The organism is Nocardia sp. NPDC004718, from assembly GCF_053601535.1.
Map to the genome: position 1 here is coordinate 95,717 of NZ_JBSGCA010000011.1, position 21,485 is coordinate 117,201.

Here is a 21,485-nt window from a genome sequence, read left to right on the forward strand (position 1 = left end):
GATTCACGACGGCGTGGGCAGCCCCAGCGCCTGCGCCAGCACCCGCCACGCCTTCGGCAGCTGCGCCTGGAAGTCCGGCCAGGTGTGCATGCCCGCCGCGGTGTACTCCAGGGTGGCGGGGATGTTCAGCTGGGACAGGCGGTCGGCGAACCGCTCGGTGCAGGCCCGGGCGCCGGCCTCCAGCGCCGCACCGCCGCCTGCGGTTTGCAGCGCTTCGGCGACCGACGGGGAGTTCGCGACCGACACCAGATCCGCTCCCGTCGGCAGCCCGGTCGCCGCCGAGAGGTAGACGGCGGTGTCGCGCAGGTTCTCCGCGTGCAGCAGGCTGTCGTGCGCGGCCCACTCCGGTGAGGTCGGCGGGCCCCAGAGATTGTTCACGTTGCCGCCGCGCGAGGCGACCGTGATGGTGGTCACCGCGTGCCCCAGCGGGTCGGCGGTGGAGTAGCACCCGCTCATCCCGGCGACGGCGCGATACCAGCCCGGGTGGCGCTGGACGAGCATCATCGCCGCCTGCGCGCCCATCGACACCCCGGCGATGGCGCGACGCCCGTCGGTGCGCAGCAGCGACTCCACGATGGGCGGGAGCTCGGTGGTGAGGAACGTCTCCCAGCGGTTGAGTCCGAGCGCGGCGTCCTGCCGGACCCAGTCGCTGTACATGCTGCCGGTGCCGCCGCCGGGCAGCACCACGTCCACCGGCTTGCCCGCGAAGAACTCGGCGGCCGCGCCCTTGGTCAGCCATGCGGACGTGGCATCGCCGTCGACGCCGTCGAGTAGATACAGCACCGGGCGCGGCGCCGCGCCACCGCCGCGCAGGATGTCGACGGTAATGATCCGGCGCATCGCCGCCGAGGCGATCGACAGCCGTTCGTGCCCCCCGCCCAGGTCCTCGATCGAGAGCAGCCCGGTGCGGGTCATGGCGGGATCGACGGCGGGCGGCGGGGTCTGCGGCACCGGATCGGCGAGTACGGGCGCAGCGGCAGCGGTGGCGATGAGAGCCATCGCCACCGCGGTGATCGGCATACGTAGGCTCATCCGGCTGCGGCGGCCCGTTCCGCTTGTCTGGCCGCGGCGCGTTCGCGCTGTTCCTCGAACCGGCGCGCCCGGATCTCCAGGTCTTCGAGGTAGGCGTGCAGTTCCTCGCGGGCTCGTTCGCCGTCGCCGGTCAGATCGTCGCGTTCGAAGACGTGCCACGCGCGCAGCACCGGACGCACCACCACATCGAGATGCTGACGCAAGTCGTAGATGCCGTGCTTGGCCAGCAGCACGGCGTTACGCCGGAAATTCGGCTGGGTCAGCCCCGGCATCTGGAATCGGGTGACCACGCTGGTGATGGCGCGCAGCGCTTCGTTCGGCACCAGGTCGAGGGCCGCGGCGCTGATGTTCCGGTAGAAGATCATGTGCAGGTTCTCGTCGGCGGCAACTCGCTGCAGCATACGCTCGGCGATCGGTTCCTCGCAGGCCGCTCCCGTATTGCGGTGGCTGATCCTGGTCGCGAGCTCCTGCAACGTGACGTAAGCGACCGAATGGAGCAACCGCTCCTCTTCATCGGGCGTGGCGAAGCCGGTGGTCATGTGCGCCATCCGCGCCTGCTCCAGCAGCACCGGATCGACCGCGCGGGTCACGACCAGATAGTCACGCATCACGATGGCGTGGCGGTTCTCCTCGGCGGTCCACCGGCCCACCCAGGTACCCCACACCCCGTCCAGCGAGAACGCCTCCAAGATCTCCCGGTGATACGACGGCAGATTGTCCTCGGTCAGCAGATTGGTGATCATCGCGGTCTGCGCGACCTCGGAAAGCGCGGATTGACCCGGCTCCCAATCGATTCCGCCGAGGGCGGCGAAATTGCGGCCGTCGTCCCACGGCACGTAATCGTGCGGATTCCAGGATTTCGCCTTGCGCAGATGGTCGTTGAGCAGGCGTTCGGCGGTGGGCTCCAGTTCGCGCAAAATATCGCGATCGGTCAACGCGGTGGTCACTCGCACTCCTTTGCTCACCCTCGAGATCAGGGCACAGTCGACGATAGCGGCGGAATATCAGGCAGAACGGCCGATCACGCGATCGTTGGGCGAGGTGACGATGGCCATATGGCCCGGCTGGGGCAGTTCACAAGCCGGGGCATCGCCCGCGTCGGACACCCGGTACAGCCCCGGCGGCCCGCCCGCCGCCCGCAGCCGGTCCAGCAGATCGTGGGCGCGACCGGCCAGTTCCGGGATGCGCGCGGTGCGGCCGGTGGCCACCGCGGCCGTCAGCGGGACCTCGGCGGCCTCACCGACGATGGCCAGCACGTCGTCGGTCATGGTGAATGTTCCGGTGCGGGCGGGTACGTCGTCGAGCGGCACCAGTACCGTGCCGCCCGCGGCGGAGAGCACCGACAAGGCCCGTGAGCCGAGCGGACCGGCCAGCGCTGCCTGCACGCGACGGAGTTTTCGCCGGGCCGCGTCCGTACCCGTGCCGGGTCTTCGCTCGTCCGGATGCGCCGGAATGCCCACCGCGACGACCTGATACGACCGTGCGATCGGAATGCCGGTCGCCCTGGCGAGTTCGCCGACCGCGTGCCCGCCCAGCAACGCGGAGACCAGCGTCTGAGCCGCGGTCTGATGTTCCCGCGCGACCGCGCGATGCTCGTCGACATAAGCGGTGGACGCCGCCACGGTCACCATCTCCAGTACGTGGACCGCCAATCGCGCACCCGCGAGAAAATGATCGGTTCGCTCGTCGGCGACCTCGTCGGCGAGGAATTCCAGGCCGCTGCGGATTTCGTCGTGATATGCGCCGAGCACCGTTTCCAGTGTGATGCCCTCCCGCGCCCAGCGCGAGGCGAAACCGGCGATCTCCGGCGGCCGGGCCGCCGCGGGCGCCGGACGCGGAGCCAGTAGTTCGACAGCCGCCGCCAGACAATTCCGTGCGGTCGTCGCGACATCACCGGACGCGTCGCGGCCGGAACGCCCGGCCAGGTGTGTGACGAGTTTCGATGTCAACGTCTCGGTACTCGTTCTCGGCTGCCTGCCCATCATGCCTCCCGAAGGTTAGCGTCGGATCGTGATGGAATCGAGATATGTTCCGCCGAATCGGGTAAGTCATCAGCGGCCGCCCGACCCGTTGGGCGCAATCACAACTTTTCGCTGGAATTTCGCGGGGACCCGCATCCCGTACGGGCAGAACCGCTGCGGCACCGCGGTTTTCGGATCCGGCCCCATGCCTTCGCGGGCGCACCGATTTCCGGAGTATGTGACGCAGCGCCGTCCGCGCATTTCCGGCGCTGCGTCGAGATCACCCTAGATCCGTGGGCACCGCCTGAGTAGTCCCCGTGTGCGCTCTGGGGACGGTTCATCGACACCCGCGGCCACGATTGGGACGTCGCACAGTCCGTGTCGTCGCGGTGGGCCGGGGCGTCGCGTGCTATGAACCGAGGGCTCGAAAGGCAAACCTATGAGCTGTTCCATGAGATCTTCCGAACCGCTGTGCAGCAGATCGCGCCGCCGATAGCATCGAGCGCCGCGCTGCCGTACGGCGTCGCGACGAGTTTCGAAGGGCGACAACACATATGAGCGGTACTCGAGAGAAGCTGGACGAGCTGCGCGGAATCCTCGAGCTGGCCGAAGAACCCGCGGGCGAGAACGGCATCGCGAAGCGCAAGGCAAAGGGCATTCCCAGCGCGCGGGAGCGGGTGCGCGCGCTACTCGACCCGGGAAGTTTCGTGGAGATCGGCGCGCTGGTGCGCCAGCCGGGCACCCCGGGGGCCATGTACGGCGACGGTGTGGTCACCGGTCGCGGGCGGATCGACGGTAGGCCGGTCGTGGTGATCGCGCACGATCAGACCGTCTTCGGCGGCTCGGTCGGCGAGATGTTCGGCCGCAAGGTAGCCGCGGCATTGGATTTCGCCACCAGGAACGCCTGCCCGGTCGTGGCGATCAACGACTCCGGCGGCGCCCGCATCCAGGACGCGGTCACCTCGCTGGCCTGGTACGCGCTGATGAGCCGCCGCCAGGAACGACTGTCGGGCTTCGTCCCGCAAGTGTCGATCATGCTGGGCAAATGCGCGGCCGGGTCGGTCTACGCACCGGTCAACACCGACATCCTGATCGCGACCGAGAAGTCCTACATGTTCGTCACCGGCCCCGAGGTGATCAAAGAAGTCACCGGCGAGGAGGTGACCATGGAGGAACTGGGTGGCGCGCAGGCACAGGCGGCCAACGGCACCGTCCACCATGTCGCCGCCACCGAGCAGGACGCTTTCGACTGGGCCAGGACTTATTTGGGCTATCTCCCGTCGAGTTGCCTCGAGCCGGGCCCGATCGTCAATCCGGGCTTGGAGCCGCAGGTCACGCCGCACGATCTGGAGCTGGACTCGATCGTTCCCGACTCCGATCGGCAGGGCTACGACATGCACGAGATCTTGCTGCGCCTGTTCGACGACGGCGACTTCCACGAGATCAGCGCTGCGACCGCGCAGAACCTGATCACCGGCTTCGCCAGGGTGGACGGGCGCAGCGTCGGGGTGATCGCGAATCAGCCGCTGGTCCTCGGCGGCGCGATCGACGCCAAGTGCTCGGACAAGGCGACGCACTTCATCCGGCTGTGCGATGTCTTCGGGCTGCCGCTGATCTTCGTCGTGGACACCCCCGGCGTGCTGCCGGGCGTGGAGGAAGAGCGCAGCGGAGTGATCAAGCGCGGCGGACGGTTCTTCCGCGCGGTGATCGAGGCGACGGTCCCGATCGTGACCGTCGTGGTCCGCAAGGCCTACGGCGGCGGCTACGCCGTGATGGGCTGCAAGCAACTCGGCTCCGACGTCAGCCTGGCCTGGCCGACCGCGCGCATCGCCGTGATGGGCGCGGAGAGCGCGGTGAGCATCGTCGGCAAACGGCAGCTCGCCCAGGTGGCCCCGGAGGACCGCGCGGCCGTGCGCGACGCCATGATCGAGCAGTACAACACGACGGTGGCCACGCCGTGGATCGCCGCCGAGCGCGGCTACATCGATGCGGTGATCGAGCCCTCGCAGACGAGACTGGAGATCCGCCGGGCGCTGCGTCTGCTGCGTGAGAAAGAGGCGAGCGCCGAGCCCAACCCGCGCAAGCACAGCCTTTTTCCGGTCTGAGGCGCACCGGACCCGGTTATGTTGTGTCACAACATAACCGGGTCTATGTGGTGGGATCTCCGGCGATCAGCCCCGAACCGGGCCGTCCGGCACGCCGATGCCTTAATCTCAGGTCAGTGCCGGGCCCGCTTCGTTCGCCGCGTAGCGGCCCGGCACGCGACGTGCCCGCTGCGCCTGTTCCCTACCCTCGCCCGGCGGGCACGCCGCACCAAGGCTCAGCCGTGCCCCCAGGTGAGATCGGCCGCCACCCACTCGGTCTCCCACCTGCGCAGCCGCCGCCGATCGAGACCGCGGCGCAGCAGCAGATAGCTGCCGACGAGCACGATCGAAACGCCGAACACCGCACCGGCGGTCAGCATCACCGCCTTGCTGGCGGGCTGGGTCGACGACGGCGGCTCCACGATCGCGCCGCGTTCGTTCAGCCAGATCGGCACGCTGGAACCCGGCTCGACCACCGTGGTCGACTGATAGTCGCCGGTGTGTGCCACGCCGTCGGCATCCTTCCAGGACACCCGTGCGGGCACGACCGGCGCGTACAGCGGCGCCTTCCCGGTTTCGATCACGGTGGCGTCGACTCGATGCAAGCGTGCCGTCTCGGCCCGCACCGCGGCCGTCTCGACGCGGTACACCCGGCCGCCGACGGTCAGCGCGAGTATGGGCACGACTATCAGGAACACCAGGGCCAGCAGCACCGCGACACCGGTCTGCACACGGTCTTCACTGCGGCGCAGCGGATTGCGATCCAAGCCGACGCGGCGGCACGTCCGGCGGTACATGTTCACCGACCCGGTAGGCATGACGGTGACTCCTCGTTGCGAATTTCGGCGGTGAGGGTGACGAGAGTGTCGAAGAACTCTTCGACGAGGCCGGGCAGGCCCATCGGATCCGGGCCCGCCGCCCAGCTCTGTAGCGCCGCGAGCAGCATGCCCGCACCGGCGCCGACGGCGACGGCCGGACGCGGATCGGTCTGCGGATCCACGTCCAGCCGTGCCGCGATGATCCGGACGGACTCGCGTTGCCCATCGATGCGGATGCGCTGATAGCCGGCGAACAGTTCCGGTTCGTCCTCGAAGCGCTGGAACAGCGCCCAGCGGCGGGCGAGCAGGGACGCACGGGCCCCGCCGTACTCGGTGGCGAGCCAGTCGTGGACGGCGCCGCGGTAGGCGATCAGGGGCGGCTCGGAAAGGGGACGGTGGCTCAGGGCTTCGTTGAACAGGTGCACATCCTGGTCGACATCGCCGAGAATCGCCTCTTCGATGGACGCGAAGTGCCTGCTGAACGTGCGCCGGGTGACACCGGCCCGCAGCGCGATGTCCTCGACGGCCACCGCGTCGAGCCCCCGCTCGGTAAGCAGGTCGAACGCCGCGCGCGACAGCGCTTCACGGCTGCGCCGAGTGCGCAGCCGACGGCCGTCCAGACCGACACCGTCGTCGCCCATACCCGTGAGCATACCCCTATTGTCCCAATGGGACAATACTTTGCTCTTGCCCGGCATGCGCATCACCTCGCAGAGAAGATGCCCGATTCGGGTGCGCTGAATCGCCCGGACGAGACGTCGGGAGGGCGGCCCGCGGCCGGTCAGATTCTCGGGTTGTCCACCGGTTCGTCGACGGTCGGCGGAATGCCGTCGCGCAAGATCTGGAGCAGCTGGCCGGAATGTTCCGGTGCCGGGGCCAGCAGCGAAAGTTGGTTCAGCACCGTGTAGTACACGTCCAGGTCGGCGATCTTGTCCAGATACAGCGCGCTGGTCAGCTGCTGGAGATAGACGATGTCGGGCAGATCGGTCTCGGCGAAGCGCAAGACGGTGAACGCACCGTCGGTGAGCGCGGGGCCGCCCACGTGATCGGCCAGGATCTGAATGGTGACGTTCGGTCGCGCCGCCGCGTGCAGCACGCGGTCCAGCTGCGCGCGCCAGACGGTCGAGCCCCCGATCCTGCGGCGCAGCGCGGCCTCCTCGATGAGCATCCACACCTGCGGCGGGTGCGGACCGGCGAGGATCTCCTGCCTGCGCATGCGCAGCGCGACCCGGCGTTCGATCGCGTCCTGCGGCTCGCCCGGATGCGACAGCGTGAGCAGCGCGCGGGCGTACTCCGGTGTCTGCAACAGTTCGGGGACGGCCCGCGGTTCGTAGCAGCGAATCAGCCGGGCCGCCTGTTCCAGCCCGAGGTAAGTGTCGAACCACTTCGGCAGCCAGTCGTTGTCTCGCGCCCACCAGCCCGACGCATTGGCCTGCCTGGCCAGTTCCAGGTATCGATCCCGTTCCGCGGGGTCGGTCACCTCGTAGAAGTCGAGCAGGTCGACGAGATCACGTTCCCGGCAGCCGGTGCGCCCGAGCTCCAGCCGACTGATCTTCGAATGCGACCCGCGAATGGCCTCGCCCGCCGCTTCCCTGGTGATGTTCCGGCCCTCGCGCAGGCGACGCAGCCGACCGCCCAGAATCATCCGCAGCACCGTCGGCCCGCCTCCGGACACCGGCTGGGCGCCGAGCCCCGCCACATCGGCCGCCTGTCGTACGTTCGAAGGACGCATGCCCCGAGTCTGCCATGTTGACCCAGTCGTTATCTACGGCCGAAAGTCCCTGTACCGCCGCGCATTCGCGGTTCCACCGGGCCGGTCAGGCCGGGCCGGACGGCAGCTCGACGATCTGCGGCTCACGCTCGCGCAAGGCCGCGACGAGATCGCGGGTGTACTCGGGGGGCGCGGCGTGCACCGACAGCAGATTCGCCACCGCCCGGTACGCCGCGAGATCGGCGTCCTTGTCCAGATACAGCGCGCCGGTGAGTTGCTGGAGATACACGATGTCCGGCAGATCCGACTCGGCGAAACGCAGCATGGTGAACGCGCCGTCGGACACCGCGGGGCCGCCGACGTGATCGGCGAGCACCTGCACGGTGATGTTCGGCGCGTCCGCGACCCGCAGCAGGTGATCGAGCTGGGCCAACCACACCTGCGACCCTCCGATTCTGCGCCGCAGCGCCGCCTCCTCGACGATCAGCCACATCTGAGGCGGGTCCGGCCTGGTCAGGATCTCCTGGCGGCGCATGCGCAGGGCCACGCGCCGCTCGATCGACTCCTCGTCCTCGTGCGGATGCGCGAGCACGAACAGCGCGCGGGCGTACTCGGGGGTCTGCAGCAGTTCCGGGACGACCCGCGGCTCGTAGCAGCGGATCAACTGGGCGGCATGCTCCAGCCCGAGATAGGTGTCGAACCACTTCGGCAGCCAGTCGGCGTCGTGATGCCACCATCCCGAGGTGTTCGCCTGCTTGGCCAGCCGCTTGAACTCCGCGCACTCCTCCTCGTCGGTGACGCCGTACAGCGCGAGCAGGTCCACCAGATCCCGCTCCCGGAAGCCGGTACGCCCCAGTTCCAAGCGGCTGATCTTCGAGTGCGAGCCACGGATCGCCTCGCCCGCTTCCTCCAGGGAGATGCCGCACGCCTCACGCAGCCGACGCATCCGCCCGCCGAGGATCATCCGTAGGGCGGTCGGGCCGCCCTCGGCGGCGGGAGCCGTTCCACGAGCGATGGATTCGTTCTGAGGCCGCACTACCGAAGCACGCATGTACCGAGTCTCGCATGTGCGGTGCCCGCACTCCAGCACCGAACCCCACGAACGGCAGCGTATGCGCAGGTGTAAGCACATCCGCAAGATCATTTTCAAGATCGCCGGGACTGCTCGCTCTGCCGAACGGTCACGAGGTGCCCGTTCGCACAGCCGACCATCGGTCCGGCAGCACACGAACCGCGGAAGGCAAAGCGACGAGTGGGCCGCGGGGCGCGGGGCGATATGGAAAACCGTTGCGGCCGAGTAGTTCCGCTGCGCGACCGCGCACCGAAGCGATGACCGCACGGCCCGGCGCCCGCCGCCGCCGAATCCGGGTGACGGCGGGCCGCTCGGTTCAGCGCAGCACTACGTCCGCCGTCGCGCGACCGAACAGCTTGCGGTCACCGCAGGTCGCGGTCAAGGCGATGGTGGCCGCGCGGCGCTGTGGGTCCAATTGCTTGACCCGACCGCGGAATTCGATCGCGCTCGCCCTGGTCGCCGGAACCGGGGCGAACCCGGCGAACCGCACCCCGTACCGCGTCACGGCGGCCGGATCACCGAGCCACGAGGAGAGATACCCGGCGCCGATGCCCATGGTCAGCAGTCCGTGCGACACCACGTCGGGCAGTCCGGCGCTGCGCGCGACCACGTCGCTGAAGTGGATCGGGTTCGAATCACCCGAGACCCCGGCGTAATTCACCAGATCGCCACGAGACAGCAGCACTGTCCGCGGGGCCAGTTCCATGCCGACGGACAGGTCCTCGAAAGCGGGGACGGTGCGGGGCGTGCGCGGCTCGTCAGTGGTGTCCGCCGGCAACGCCTCGTCGAAGCTCTCGACCAGCCCGCCGTCGTCGCCGGACCCGCGCCCGGCCGCCGCGTTCTCGCGGTCGGCGGCCGACTGCCCGGTCATGATCACGCCCTCGACCGCCGCGCGCAGATCGGCGGCGAGGTCCACCCCGGTCTGCGCCACCGCCGTGGTGTGCGCGGTCTGCAACACTTCCTTGTGCTGGTTGCTCAGCACGTTCCTGGTGACCATGAAGTCCTTGTCACCGAACTGCCGGAACGACTCGATGTAGGATTCGCACCGCACCTGATCGCCCGCGACGATCGGCCGGTGCACCCGGATCGCCTGCTCCGTCTGCAGCACCTGGCCGAGGTCGTAGCCGGTGAGCACGGACTCGAACATCTTGCGCTGCATCAACATGAGCACGATCGAGGAGAACGTCATCGGCGCGACGAGCCCGTCGAAGCCGAGTTCCGCCGCGGCGTCTTCGTACCGGTGGGCGGGATGGCCGTCCTGCAGCGCTCGCGCGAACTCCCGGATTTTCTCGCGCCCCACCTCGTACGAGTCGGTCAGGCGGTATTGCCGCCCCACCAGTGCCTTGGCTTGTTCGGACGCGGTGGTCGTGATGTCGTTCATGTGCCTCTCTCGGGAATCCGCCGTCACCCCCGCCCGGACCGGCCCACCGTACCGAAGCAGCGACGACGCCGCTGGAGCGCCCTCGCCAGATCTGGGCATACCTACCAAAGGACCGAAGGGGGACACAGGTTGATCGCGATCGCGGGCACCCCGCGTTACCGGATTTCCCCGCGCCGTCACACGGTCAGCACTCGTCGGGCGCCTGCACTCCCCGCAACCTGTCGTCCAGCCAGATCATGGCTTCCGGATAACCGAGCGCACCAGCGATGATGTGCTCACCCAGCACACTGCGGTACACCGCGGGCACGCCGAGGCCGCATTGCTCCAGATAGAGATCCCGCGCACCCTCGGCCGGGATCCAGAACTCCTGCTCGCCGTTGTACACGTAGAGCGGAGTCGCCGACCGCATACCGGCCATCTTGGTCACCCGATAGATGTCCGCGGCCAGCGCCGAATGCAGCGGATCGGGGAAATTCGCGGCGATGTCGATCGGCAGCATCAGCACGCCGATCGCTCCGAAGCTGCTGCCGCACATGTTCTTCACCGGCGAGGTCGCCACCCACTGGGCGAGATGGTTCATCCCGGCCAGGATCTCCGGCCGCTCGCGGCCGATGCCGAACACGGCACCCATGAATATCGCGGAGGCGAGGTTGCCGTTCATACTGCGGGCCAGGATCTCGAAGTCGGCGGGCACGCCGCCCAGCGCCGCGCCGACGATCACGTCCGCCAATTCCGGTGCGTAGCCGTCGATCAGCTTCACCGCCCCGTGCGTCGCGATCGCGCCGCCGGAATATCCCGCCAGGCCGAACTTCGCGGCGCCGAACTCCTCCGGCAGCAGCCCGCGCACCGCCCGGATCGAGTCGAGCACGGCGTGCCCGGCCACGATAGGTTCGGCGTAGGCCATCGAAGGGCCCTCATGGTCCGGGATCAGCACGGCGTACCCGCGCAGCGCCGCCAGATGCGTCGTAGGCGGCAGGAAGTCGGTGGCGCTGGTGTCGGGGTTGAGTCCGTGCGCGAGGGTGTATCCCGGAGTGCAGGTACGGCCGAGGGCATCGATGGGCAGGTTGTTCACCACCACCGGCCGCTGACCGGGCCCGGGCCACGGTGCGGCGGGAACGATCAGCGTCGCCGTGGCGTACGACGGTGCGCCGTGCGCGTCCGTCGTACGGTACTTCACCAGCAGCGCACGCTGGATCGGCAGCAGCAGCAACGGCGCGGCCGTCGCGCGCACGTCCCGGACCTCGATGACCTGTCCCTCGGCCGATTCGTCGAGATTCGCAGGCCGTAGGTCGAACATCGGGTCGCCGACGGCGGAGGGCAGCGTCGCCGAGCGCAGCGCGGCCAGCGACGGCGACAGCGTAGTCGCCTCGTGCGCGGGCGAAATCGGCTCCGGCAGCGGCGCGATCGGCGGCGGCGGGATCACCTGATCGATGAGTTGTTGCAGCGCGGGCAGCAACCCGCCCGGCGGCGGCGCGGGCGGCGGCTCTGCGGCGGCGGGGACGGCCAAGACCGAGCTGGCGGCGAGCAATGCCACAGCAATGGCACGCGAAATCTTCATGGCACACGCCTTCGGGTGCGAACGGCAACGTCGTCTGGCACCCGGCCGCACTGGCCTTCGACCCCCGAAATGTCCCCTGTCAGACCCGGAGCCAGGACGTCAGGCTACGTCAGCGCCCTGGACTGGACGCAGTAAAGCGTCCGAGTTGTGTTGTCGCGTATCCATATCGCAACAACCGGCCGAGACCCCTTTCCGGAGAGTGGGTCCCGGCTCGGCCGTTCTCGTATCGTCGCTCAGCAATTGCTCGGCGCCGGCTCCCCACGGAAGCGAGCGTCCAGCCAGTTCAGTGCCGCGGGAATACCGAGCACCGCCGCCGTCAAGTGGTCCGGCACCGGGATCTCCTCGGTCTGCACCCTCGCGCCCGCCGCACACCATCGCTTGTCGGTGTTGACCACCGCGTCGATGGGGATGAGGCCGTCGATCGGCGAATGCCATTCGAACACCGGCGTCTTCGGCACGCCGTCGTAGAGTTCGAGGCTGTTCTCCTCGACCACGGCGCGCGCGGTGTTGTCGGTGATCATCGAGGTCGTCTTGGCGAAGTCCAGCGCACCGTGACCCGCCCCCGTCGAGAGGATGTCGTTGGTGCAGCTGTTGGCGATCTGCGCGCGAGCGGCCAGGCCCCGCTCGTTCAGCTGGTCGCTCAGTGGGAAGCGAGTCGGGTACTCCCGTTCCAGCCCGAACCCGGCGGCGAACGCCAGACCGAACACCGGGTGCGGGTTGAGTCCCAGCCCCTCGAGCATCTTCACCAGATTCATCGGCACGCCGCCCATGGCCGCGCCCGCGATGTCGAGGTCCGGCGCGTACTTCGGCTGCAGAGCCGCGGCCCACGCGGTGGCCATCCCGCCGCCGGAGTATCCGACCATCGCCACCGGGCTGCGCTGCACCCCGAGCTCGTTGACCTGCTTGACGGCGCGGATCCCGTCGAGCGTGATCTGCCCGCCGAGCTTCGCGGCGCCGTAGGCGAAATTCGGGCCGAGGTGGTCGGGCAGCGCGACGCTCCAGCCGCGCGCCAGCAGCACGTTCCAGCCGGGCGCTTCCCGCACGATGAGGTTCGGGTCGCCGGTGTAGAGCACCCGGGAGACCGAGCACTCCGAGCCGAGCCCGTTGATGATGTGCTGGAACGACAGGAGCGGACCGTCCGCGCGATGCGCCTTCGGCGTCAGCACCGTGGTGGTCGCCGCGATCGGTTTCCCCTCCGAACTCGTCGACCGGAACCGGATCACGGTCACCGTGGTCTCCGGGAAGATCGCCAGCGGCGGCATCACCCTGGTCGCGATCACGTCGCCGGGCTTGCGGTCGGCGATGTCCGCCGGCGTCGCGTAGAAGGGATCCGGATCGGGTTCGGGATACAGCGGCGCGCTGGTCGCCGCGCCTGCCATGCTCGCGATCAGCACCAGCCCCGCGGCCATCGCTCCGATCGCACGTGCGAGACGTCTTCGCCGCACTCCCCTACCCAACGAACGTGGGCCCTGACTCATCGACGTGTGCCTCCTGAATCGTCCGACGCTGTGCTCATCCTCGGCAACATCACCCGCGTGGGATACCGCCCGACGCGATCATGTTGACAATTCACAAGTTTGGGTCGCCCGGGCTGTGCCCGCGATGCGCCCCGGCTCGTGACTGTACCCCACGACGCCACGTCCGTTCTGTGACATTTCCAGCCGATAACCTGCTACATGTTCTCAGCAGTGGCAGCCCTCTACCGTCAGTCCTACCGGCGCGGCTGCCGCGCCGGCCGGAAGGAGACAGTGGCATGGACGGCACTGTGCGCAGACTCGCTGACCGTGACGACACCCAGGATCCGCCGACCCGGCGTATCACCGTCTACTTCGACGGGCCCACTCCCGAGGACGCGCTGGTCCTGGAATACGCGGCCACCAAAACCGAGGCGTGGGAGTTCACCTCGGCCGCCGCACACGCCGGGCTCACCGTCACCGTCGACGGCCAGGTCCGTCCCGGCCTGCGCAGGTTACCGTGCCATTCGCTCTGGCGCTGAGTGAGCGGACTCAGGGCCGATCGAGCACGCCACGCAGGAAGTCGAGCGCGTCGGGAAACGCCTCGCGCGCCGCGCCGAGATGGTCGCCGGGATACCAGTCCACCCGCAGATCGGTTCCCGCGCAGCGCAGCTCGGCGATCAGCTCGAGTGTCAGCGGCGCGGGCACCTCCAGATCCGTCAGCCCTTGACCGAGGTACAACGGCACCGAGTAGCCGCTCGTCGGCACCTTCAACATCGCGCGCACCGCGGCCAGCAGCGCGGGGTCGTCCAATGGCCGCGACAGCATGGCCCCGATGCCGATGCCGGACACCTGCGCGTCCGCCTCGGCGGCGCAGTCCGCTTCCACGATACGCAGGACATCCCGGCCCACCGGGGTCAGGTAGCCGTCGATGTCCAGCTCCGGCGCACTGGCGCGCAATCCGGCCAGCAGCATGCCGAAATAGGTCGTCGTCTTCTGCAACGGCAGCCGCGGCAACCAGGGCCCCGCCAGCGGGAACACCGCGTCCAGATTCGACGGCGCGCCGGTCGCGGCCGCCCCGCGCAGATCGAGTTCCGGCGCGTCGCCGGGCGCGAGATGGGCGGTGAACAGCGCCGCGTGCCCGCCCTGCGACTGACCGAACACCGCCCAACGGGTACCGAGCGAAGGGGCGACCGCCCGTGCCGCGCGCACGCCGTCGATGATGCTGCGGGCCTGAGCGGGACCGTCCAGATAGGGATGCACGCCAGGGGTGCCGAGTCCGACGTAGTCGGAGATCATCACCGCATAGCCCGCGCGCAGCAGATCGGGGTACACCGACGTCAGGTAGTAGTCCCGGGGTTGCAGCGTGAACGCGCACTCGTCGGCGATCCCGGAGGTGCCGTGCGCATAGGCGACGATCGGCCAACCCCCTTCCGGCGGAGCACCTTCGGGCAGATAGAGCACTCCGGTGCTCAGCATGGGCCCGCGCGGGCCACGCGACCGATACGTCAGCCGTTCGGCGGTCGTCGCCCCTGCCACGTGCAGACGGTCCGCCAGTTCCGCCAGGTCCGTCACGGTGCCGGGCGCCTCGCCCACCCCGGCGCCCGCGGGCCCGGCCAACGCGACCGTCACCGAGACCACGACGCCCGCCGCCCCCACCATGAACCGTCCACACCGCACCGGCCGACTATCCCCAGCCGCGGCCGCATCGGCAAGCCACCACAATCGGTGGCCCGGCCGGGCGGCCTCGCCGGGACCGCCCGGGCTCGCTAGGCTCGGATGAGCACGCCGGAAACCGGTGCCGAGGAGAACACAGGAGGCTCGACCGTGGGGCAGCGGTACCCGTATCGCCTCGTCACCCGGCGTCGCGCCGCCGTACTGCTCGCGGCGGGGCTGCTGCCTCTGCCGATCGCCTGTGGAAACGATTCGCCCGACCCTTCGGCGGACCCGACCACGACCGCGGGCACGACCACGACCGTACCGACCGCGCCGATATCGGCACCGCCGGCCGCCGTGCCGTCCGTCGACCCCTACGCGGGACAGCCGCTGATCGATCATGTCACCTGGACCGAAGCGATCGACGGACCCCGGCTGCTCGTCTTCCCGACGCAGGCCGGGCGGCGGACCACCTTTCCCGGCTCGGACGAACGGGCGTGGCAGGAGGTCGTGGCCGAGTCGGCGGACGCGGACGCACCGGGCATGCGTGATCAGTTCGTCTGCCACTGGGCGTGGGCCCGGCTGGTCCAGCCGGACAAGCCGAGCTGGAATCTGGAACCGTGGCGCCCGGCGGTGGGCTACCAGGCCACCGTCGAAGCGCGCTGTAATCCCGGCGGCCCCGAGCGCTGAGCGCGGGCGCCGCCCCGACCGGAAGGAGCGATCCATGCGCGTCGTCATCGCAGGCGGACACGGAAAGATCGCATTGCTGCTGGCTCCCCTGCTCACCGCGCACGGCCACGAGGTCGCCGCCCTGATCCGCAACCCCGCGCACGCCGCCGACGTACGCGCCACCGGCGCCGAACCGGTGCTGTGCGATCTGGAGAAGGCGGGCACCGACGAGGTGGTGGACGTCGTAAAAGGCAGTGACGCGGCGGTTTTCGCCGCCGGTGCCGGGCCGGGCAGCGGCGTGGACCGGAAATACACCGTCGACCTGGGCGGCTCCGTCCGGCTGGCCGAGTCCGCCGAGCGCACCGGAGTGCGCCGCTTCCTGCAGATCTCCACGATGGGCGCGGGCCGGCCGCCCGCTCCCGGTTCCGACGAGGTGTGGGCGGCGTACATCGACGCGAAGACCAAGGCCGAAGACGATCTACGCGAGAGAGATCTCGACTGGACCATTGTGCGCCCCGGCCGCCTGACCGACTCCCCCGGCACCGGTCTGGTGACGCTCAGGCCGGCCCCGGTCGGGAGCGGCGAGGTCCCGCGCGCCGATGTGGCGGCCGTACTGGCCGGACTGCTGCCCGCCGCGCCCTCGTACCGGCTGACCCTCGAACTCGTCTCGGGTGACACTCCGATTAGCCAGGCAATTGCACATCTGACCGATTGAGCTGTCGCGCACCCCGCTACCGCCCTTGCCGATCGACCGCAACGGTCACGATGGGAGAACAACCGTGTTCAGTCGAATCGTCTCGATGAAGATCCGCCCCGGCTCCCGCGCCGAGTTCCTGGCAGCCATATCCCGCAGCGCCGACGCCTCCGTCCGGACCGAGCCCGGCTGTCTGCGCTTCGACATCTGCGCAGATCGGGTGGACCCCCATCGATTTTTTCTCTATCAGCTCTACACCGACGACGAGGCGGCGGAAGCACATCGTTTCACCGAACATTTTCTTGCTTGGCGGGCCGCGGCGGACCAATTCGTCGAGCCGGGTACACAGATCGATTACAGCACGGACGTCCTATTCGGCCGCGACTGAAATTCCGCGCGGGCACCGTTTCCGCAAACTTCCGGCCGCGAAATACGCAGTGCGCACGTGCAATCGATCGTGCAGATGTGCTTGCATCTGAAAGGCACGGCGGCATAAACTCGGTCCCGCAACGCTTTACAGGGGACCACCAGGGGAGGCCGCGTGGGCGAGCCGAAGGCCGAAGCCGCCATGGGTTTGCCGCCGCCAGAAACAGGGGCATTCGAATGGAACATCCACTTACCGGCGGCCGGTTCGGATCAGCCGACACCGCACTGGCCGACCAGCCGGCGAACGGTAGACATATGAGCACATTATCGGCCCACAGCGGCCACACCGATACCGTATTTTCCCGAGAAACCGCCGTGGCATACGTTATCGATGCCGTCGAATCCACCGGGGCGGCGACTCGGCACGATTTCGATATCGACCGGATCGTCACCATCGCGCACGCGATGGCCGACGACTGGGATCTCGAGGCATTGCAGCCCGCTACATTCTGGCGAATCGCCTCCAGCTTCATCAAGCAGTAGATCGTCCCGCCGTCCGAGCCCGGCGGATAACGAAATTTTCGGCGGCTACCACCGCCGAGCGATTGGACAGCAAAGAAAAACCGAGCGGCCACCTCCGATTTGGGAGGTGGCCGCTCGGCGTATCGGGTCTTCGGCGGCGCCGAGACTACCGCGTGGCCTCAGTGCCCTTCGGCATACTTCTCCATGATCGCGATCGACTTGTCCGGGCGCTCGGCCTGCACACTGAGGCGGTCCATCACCGACAGGTACAACGCCAGGTCTTGCCGCCGCTCGAGATACAACGCGCTGGTCAACTGTTCGAGATACACGATGTCCGGCAGTTCGGCCTCGGCGAAACGCAGGATGCTGAAGGAACTGCCCGCCGCTGCGTGCTCCCCCGCGGTGAACGGCAGCACCTGGATCGTCACATTGGGCAACTTCGCCAGCCGGACCAGATGCAGCATCTGCTCTCGATGCACCTGCGCGCCACCGACGGGCCGTACCAACGCGGCCTCGTCGAGCACCGCCCACACCACCGGCGGGTCCGAGCGGAAGAGGATCTCCTGCCTGCGCTGACGCACCGCGACCCGCCGATCCGTGTCGGCGTCCTCGTACCCGAGCGATACGACCGCCCGGGCGTATTCGGGCGTTTGCAGCAGTCCGGGAACAAGATGCGCCTCGTAGGTGCGGATCTTGCTCGCGGCCTGTTCCAGGCCGAGGTAGGTGCCGAACCACTGCGGCAGCAGGTCGCTGTAGCGATGCCACCAGCCGGGCTCGTTGGCCTGCCTGGCCAACTCGAGGAACGACTCGCGCTCCTCGACATCGTGAACGCCGTAAAGGGTCAGCAGGTCGCGGATGTCGCGTTCCTTGAAGCCGGTACGGCCCAACTCGAGACGACTGATCTTGGCATGCGAGCCCCGGATCGCATCACCCGCCGCTTCACGGGTGATGCCCTTCTTCTCCCGAAGCTTGCGCAGCTGGCCGCCCAATGCGATGCGTAGCACGGTCGGACCACGTTCCGCGACAACGGATTGCACATGACCATCGTCATCGGGTTCAGCGATCATCGAGTTCGTCTCCGATACTCCGGGGGTTGCCCACAGTGTGTCACAACCACCTGTCGCGAGACACACCGCACCGACCGCCAATGTTACCGCTCAGCTAGTCAAATAGTCGAACTCCCCAGCCTTCGCGCCGCGGACGAACGCATCGATCTCCGGACGCGTATAGATCAAGACCCCACCTTCCGGGTCCCGCGAGTTACGCACCGCCACCTGGCCGTTGGCGGTTTCGGCCACCTCGACGCAGTTGCCGCTCGGATTACTGAAGGAACTCTTTCGCCAAGTTCCGATGATCTCGTTGGTGGATGTATCCGACATCTTCCCCACTCCTCCGTTACCGCAGTCAGGCGATTCGGTTCGTGCATATGCACGTTCAAACGTTCTTGCATCTGCACCGACACCGGACGATAGCACGAAGTTCGCCCTCTGTGCGCCCGCGGATCGGCGCCATCCGGCGACAGATGTGAAACGCGAGCACCTCGGCCAGGAAACACCGAGATCAGCTCACCGATCCACCCCTCTGGACGCGCGCGAATCTTGTACTGTCACAGTGCACATCGGATGTACCAGTCATTCGCGACAACCCCACGCACCCACCCGCACGGCAGTGCCGCGGACCCGTTTCTGCCTAGGAGTACAACCCCATGACCGAAGACCACAGCCCCCTCATCCGAACCGACATCCCCCACTCCGCGCGCATCTGGAACTACTGGATGGGCGGCAAGGACTATTACGAGATCGACCGCATCGCAGGCGATGCCGGGATCGAGGTGGATCCGGACATCACCACCATGGCGGTGCAGTCGCGCCAGTTCCTCATCCGCGCGGTGCGCTACCTCGCCGGGGAACAGGGCATCCGCCAGTTCCTCGACATCGGGACCGGCCTGCCCACCATGCAGAACACCCACGAGGTCGCCCAGAGCGTCGCGCCCGAGTCCCGGATCGTGTACGTGGACAACGACCCCCTGGTGCTCACCCACGCGCGGGCACTGCTCACCAGCACCACGCCCGAGGGCGTCACCACCTACGTCGACGCCGATTACCACGATCCCGAGCGGATCATCGCCGACGCCAAGAACGTCCTGAACTTCAACGAGCCCATCGGCGTGATGTTCATGGGCGTGCTCGGTCACGCCAAGACCTACGACGATCTGCTGCGCATCGTGCACACCGTGCTGGACGCCGTTCCGTCGGGCAGCTACCTGGTGATGTGGGACGGCACCGACGACAGCAAGGCGTATGTCACTCTGTGCGAGAACTACACCGGTACCGGTGGCGCTCCTTATGTTCCCCGCCCGCAGGCTCAGATCAAGGCCGTCTTCGACGGTCTGGAGTTGGTCGATCCCGGCTTCGTGTCCATCACGCAGTGGCGCTCGGGCGACGCGGAGGTGGGCGAGTCCCGCCCGATCTCCGCCTACGGCGCGGTCGCGCGCAAGCCGTAAGGCCCCTGAACACCAAACCGCAAGCGGCACAGCGGCGGTCGCCGGTCCACCATCGGCGACCGCCGCCGGTTTTTTCTCCGACCGATCGTGCAGATGTACTTGCATTTGCAAGCGACGGAGGAATAGACTCGAACTCGAAATCGGGGAGGTACGCAGGGAGTTCGAGTCTGCGCTACCGGCACATGGCCTCCCCGCCGCACGTCGGACGCGAGGGGTATTCGAATGATCGAGCCATTTCGAACTTCCCCCCGGGTTGCCGTCATCGATGGCGCCGGCACCGAGTCCTTCCGCCGGTACCCTGCGCCCGAGTTCGCCGCGACGGATTGCAGTGTGGAGCCCCGCGGCCTCACCTACCGGCAGGCCCGCGACATCCTCTACGCCCACGAGGTCCACGGTCCGCAGTGCAGGCAGTGGCTGGCGGCGGCCGCTTATCTGTCAGCCGGGCTGGACGACGAGTAAACGGGCCACCCCCGGCGCGCGAATGCCTCGCCGCATCGTAAGCCTCGCTCCAGCACCGTAATCCGGACCGCGTGCTGCGGACCTGTCATCGGGTCACTACGGAATGCGGAGCGATCCCAAGCGATCTCACAGATCACTCCCGGTCCACACAGCCCTTTCGTATAGTGATCGATCGACTCGGGCGCGATTTCTCGCACGCCCGACGTGGCATTGGGGAGCGAACTCGTCATGACCTACTCCGCGTTGGATCTGTCCGCCGACTCGTCCGACCCGGTGCTGGAAATCGGTGGACAGCCGGCTTCGGTGCCTTTGCAGAACACCGACAGCGTGGCCTCGCACATGGTCGGATATTTCGAAAACGTCATGGCGCCCTGCCGCACCCTGCCCGGCGAGCAGATCCGCGGTGACGTCACGAAACTCACCCGCAGCTGCCTGAACCTCGCCGCCGAGATGTTCGACCGGCGCACGGTGCCGGACGAGGAGCAACTCGGCCCGGTGCGCGCGGCCGCCGCCCGCTGGGCGCGCGAGGGCGTGCCGTTGAGCACCATCCTGCGCGCCTATCACGAAGGATTGCGCATCGCCTTCGGCCTGGTCACCGCGCCCGCCGAGGCCGACGACGTCGAGGAGGTGCTGGTCGCCGCCGATCTGCTCCTCGAACTGCTCGAGGCGATCACCGCGGCGGTGTCCGATGCCTACGTCGACGAACAGCACCTGGTCGCCAAGGAGCATCAGACGGCGGCGCAGACGCTCGCCTCGGCGCTGCTCAGCGGCCGCGGCAGCTCGGCTCTGGCCCGCCAGACGGGTATTCCGATCGCGGATTCGTATCAGGTTGTCGCCCTGTCGATTCCGGAGCACCCGGACGAGCGCGATCCGCGCGTCGACGGGAACGTCGCCGCGCGCCGGAAACTGCGGCGGCTACAGTCCGAGCTGGCCACCGTGTTCGCCTCCCGCGCGCTCGCGCTGCTCAGCGCCAAAGGCGGCACACTGCTCATCCCGTCGGGCGACGAGGCCGAGACCGTCCTCACGGCCGCCACGCTCGAGGTGCTCGCCGCCGCCGCCGAGGTCCCGCTCACCGCGACCGTGGTGCCGACCGACACCGATCAGATCCCCGAATCGGCCGATCAGGCACACGAGCTGCTCAATCTCGTGCGCGTCGGCGTCCGGCCGCCCGGTCTCTACCAGATGTCGGATCTGGCGGTGGAATATCAGCTCACCCGCAGCGGGCCGGCCACGCGCCGGATCGCGACCATCCTCGATCCGCTCGACGCCCATCCCGAGTTGTTCGACACCATGCGCGCCTATCTGGGCAACGACATGAACCGGCAGCTCACCGCGCGCCAGCTCTTCGTGCACCCGAACACCGTCGACTACAGACTGCGCCGCATCGCCCAGCTCACCTCGATCGACCTGGCGACCTCGGCGGGCATCTCACAGGCGGCGATTGCCCTGCTGGCCCGGGATCTGGACCGCAGCGTCGCCCGTCGCCTGTGACGTCCGCGCCGTGACCTGATCGTGGCCTGTAACGGATTCGTGCTGGTCACCGGA

General features: G+C 68.2%; 22 protein-coding genes. 9 read left to right on the forward strand and 13 right to left on the reverse strand.

The annotated features are described in order from the left end of the window. Window positions 1-3: 3 nt before the first annotated feature. The 3 genes from ACWEH3_RS10990 to ACWEH3_RS11000 are packed head-to-tail and all read right to left on the reverse strand — an operon-like array spanning window position 4 to window position 2,981. The gene (locus ACWEH3_RS10990) at window positions 4-1,020 is read right to left on the reverse strand and encodes an alpha/beta hydrolase (RefSeq protein WP_450020055.1); all 1,017 of its coding nucleotides are present in this window, start codon (window positions 1,018-1,020) and stop codon (window positions 4-6) included. A gap of 8 nt (window positions 1,021-1,028) precedes the next feature. Continuing rightward, complete coding sequence (locus ACWEH3_RS10995) at window positions 1,029-1,979, reverse strand: acyl-ACP desaturase (protein ID WP_450020057.1); 951 nt, start codon at window positions 1,977-1,979, stop codon at window positions 1,029-1,031. Window positions 1,980-2,036: 57 nt separating this feature from the next. Next, the gene (locus ACWEH3_RS11000; protein ID WP_450020059.1) at window positions 2,037-2,981 is read right to left on the reverse strand and encodes a transcriptional regulator; all 945 of its coding nucleotides are present in this window, start codon (window positions 2,979-2,981) and stop codon (window positions 2,037-2,039) included. Window positions 2,982-3,547: 566 nt separating this feature from the next. On the opposite strand from ACWEH3_RS11000, the gene ACWEH3_RS11005 reads away from it, so the two are divergent. Beyond that, complete coding sequence (locus ACWEH3_RS11005) at window positions 3,548-5,098, forward strand: acyl-CoA carboxylase subunit beta (RefSeq protein ID WP_450020061.1); 1,551 nt, start codon at window positions 3,548-3,550, stop codon at window positions 5,096-5,098. A gap of 215 nt (window positions 5,099-5,313) precedes the next feature. Here ACWEH3_RS11005 and ACWEH3_RS11010 read toward each other — a convergent pair whose 3' ends face one another. The 7 genes from ACWEH3_RS11010 to ACWEH3_RS11040 form a co-directional block, all read right to left on the reverse strand. Beyond that, window positions 5,314-5,895: an Rv1733c family protein gene (locus ACWEH3_RS11010; RefSeq protein WP_450020063.1), complete on the reverse strand. Its 582-nt coding sequence runs from the start codon at window positions 5,893-5,895 to the stop codon at window positions 5,314-5,316. Continuing rightward, the gene (locus tag ACWEH3_RS11015) at window positions 5,877-6,536 is read right to left on the reverse strand and encodes a TetR/AcrR family transcriptional regulator (RefSeq protein WP_450020065.1); all 660 of its coding nucleotides are present in this window, start codon (window positions 6,534-6,536) and stop codon (window positions 5,877-5,879) included. Before ACWEH3_RS11015 ends, ACWEH3_RS11010 begins: the two co-directional genes overlap by 19 nt. Before the next feature lie 140 nt (window positions 6,537-6,676). Continuing rightward, window positions 6,677-7,627 carry a helix-turn-helix domain-containing protein gene (locus ACWEH3_RS11020; protein ID WP_450020067.1) on the reverse strand — a complete coding sequence of 317 codons (951 nt, stop codon included), beginning with the start codon at window positions 7,625-7,627 and terminating at the stop codon, window positions 6,677-6,679. Window positions 7,628-7,712: 85 nt separating this feature from the next. Beyond that, window positions 7,713-8,657 carry a helix-turn-helix domain-containing protein gene (locus ACWEH3_RS11025; protein WP_450020069.1) on the reverse strand — a complete coding sequence of 315 codons (945 nt, stop codon included), beginning with the start codon at window positions 8,655-8,657 and terminating at the stop codon, window positions 7,713-7,715. Window positions 8,658-8,994: 337 nt separating this feature from the next. Continuing rightward, window positions 8,995-10,059 carry a fused (3R)-hydroxyacyl-ACP dehydratase subunits HadA/HadB gene (locus ACWEH3_RS11030; protein ID WP_450020071.1) on the reverse strand — a complete coding sequence of 355 codons (1,065 nt, stop codon included), beginning with the start codon at window positions 10,057-10,059 and terminating at the stop codon, window positions 8,995-8,997. Between the two features lie 184 nt (window positions 10,060-10,243). Continuing rightward, window positions 10,244-11,617: a lipase family protein gene (locus ACWEH3_RS11035; protein ID WP_450020073.1), complete on the reverse strand. Its 1,374-nt coding sequence runs from the start codon at window positions 11,615-11,617 to the stop codon at window positions 10,244-10,246. Window positions 11,618-11,850: 233 nt separating this feature from the next. Continuing rightward, window positions 11,851-13,026 (reverse strand): lipase family protein, encoded by a 1,176-nt coding sequence (locus ACWEH3_RS11040; RefSeq protein WP_450020075.1) that lies wholly within the window; start codon window positions 13,024-13,026, stop codon window positions 11,851-11,853. A 344-nt stretch (window positions 13,027-13,370) separates the two neighbouring features. On the opposite strand from ACWEH3_RS11040, the gene ACWEH3_RS11045 reads away from it, so the two are divergent. After that, a complete protein-coding gene (locus tag ACWEH3_RS11045; RefSeq protein WP_450020077.1) occupies window positions 13,371-13,613 on the forward strand; it encodes a hypothetical protein in 243 nt (80 codons plus the stop codon). Window positions 13,614-13,623: 10 nt separating this feature from the next. Here ACWEH3_RS11045 and ACWEH3_RS11050 read toward each other — a convergent pair whose 3' ends face one another. Then, window positions 13,624-14,733, reverse strand: coding sequence for an alpha/beta hydrolase (locus ACWEH3_RS11050; RefSeq protein WP_450020167.1), 1,110 nt, complete (start codon window positions 14,731-14,733; stop codon window positions 13,624-13,626). 117 nt (window positions 14,734-14,850) lie between these two features. Here ACWEH3_RS11050 and ACWEH3_RS11055 point away from each other — a divergent pair, with 117 nt between their 5' ends. From ACWEH3_RS11055 to ACWEH3_RS11070, 4 genes are all read left to right on the forward strand, one after another. Beyond that, entirely contained in the window at window positions 14,851-15,417 is a 567-nt protein-coding gene (locus ACWEH3_RS11055) for a DUF2599 domain-containing protein (RefSeq protein WP_450020078.1), read from the forward strand. Between the two features lie 34 nt (window positions 15,418-15,451). Next, complete coding sequence (locus ACWEH3_RS11060; RefSeq protein WP_450020080.1) at window positions 15,452-16,111, forward strand: SDR family oxidoreductase; 660 nt, start codon at window positions 15,452-15,454, stop codon at window positions 16,109-16,111. Between the two features lie 85 nt (window positions 16,112-16,196). Continuing rightward, on the forward strand, window positions 16,197-16,478 hold the full coding sequence (locus ACWEH3_RS11065) for a putative quinol monooxygenase (protein WP_220135556.1): 282 nt from the start codon (window positions 16,197-16,199) through the stop codon (window positions 16,476-16,478). A 353-nt stretch (window positions 16,479-16,831) separates the two neighbouring features. Continuing rightward, entirely contained in the window at window positions 16,832-16,999 is a 168-nt protein-coding gene (locus ACWEH3_RS11070) for a hypothetical protein (RefSeq protein ID WP_450020084.1), read from the forward strand. A gap of 158 nt (window positions 17,000-17,157) precedes the next feature. On the opposite strand, the gene ACWEH3_RS11075 is transcribed toward ACWEH3_RS11070, so the two are convergent. Then, window positions 17,158-18,045, reverse strand: a complete 888-nt coding sequence (locus tag ACWEH3_RS11075; protein ID WP_450020086.1) for a helix-turn-helix domain-containing protein — start codon at window positions 18,043-18,045, stop codon at window positions 17,158-17,160. Between the two features lie 90 nt (window positions 18,046-18,135). Beyond that, a complete protein-coding gene (locus tag ACWEH3_RS11080; protein ID WP_039797917.1) occupies window positions 18,136-18,357 on the reverse strand; it encodes a DUF397 domain-containing protein in 222 nt (73 codons plus the stop codon). 326 nt (window positions 18,358-18,683) lie between these two features. Here ACWEH3_RS11080 and ACWEH3_RS11085 point away from each other — a divergent pair, with 326 nt between their 5' ends. From ACWEH3_RS11085 to ACWEH3_RS11095, 3 genes are all read left to right on the forward strand, one after another. Continuing rightward, window positions 18,684-19,481, forward strand: a complete 798-nt coding sequence (locus ACWEH3_RS11085) for an SAM-dependent methyltransferase (protein ID WP_450020088.1) — start codon at window positions 18,684-18,686, stop codon at window positions 19,479-19,481. A 330-nt stretch (window positions 19,482-19,811) separates the two neighbouring features. Next, a complete protein-coding gene (locus tag ACWEH3_RS11090; protein ID WP_355078415.1) occupies window positions 19,812-19,940 on the forward strand; it encodes a hypothetical protein in 129 nt (42 codons plus the stop codon). A gap of 228 nt (window positions 19,941-20,168) precedes the next feature. Then, entirely contained in the window at window positions 20,169-21,431 is a 1,263-nt protein-coding gene (locus ACWEH3_RS11095; RefSeq protein ID WP_450020092.1) for a PucR family transcriptional regulator, read from the forward strand. The last annotated feature ends 54 nt before the right edge of the window (window positions 21,432-21,485 follow it).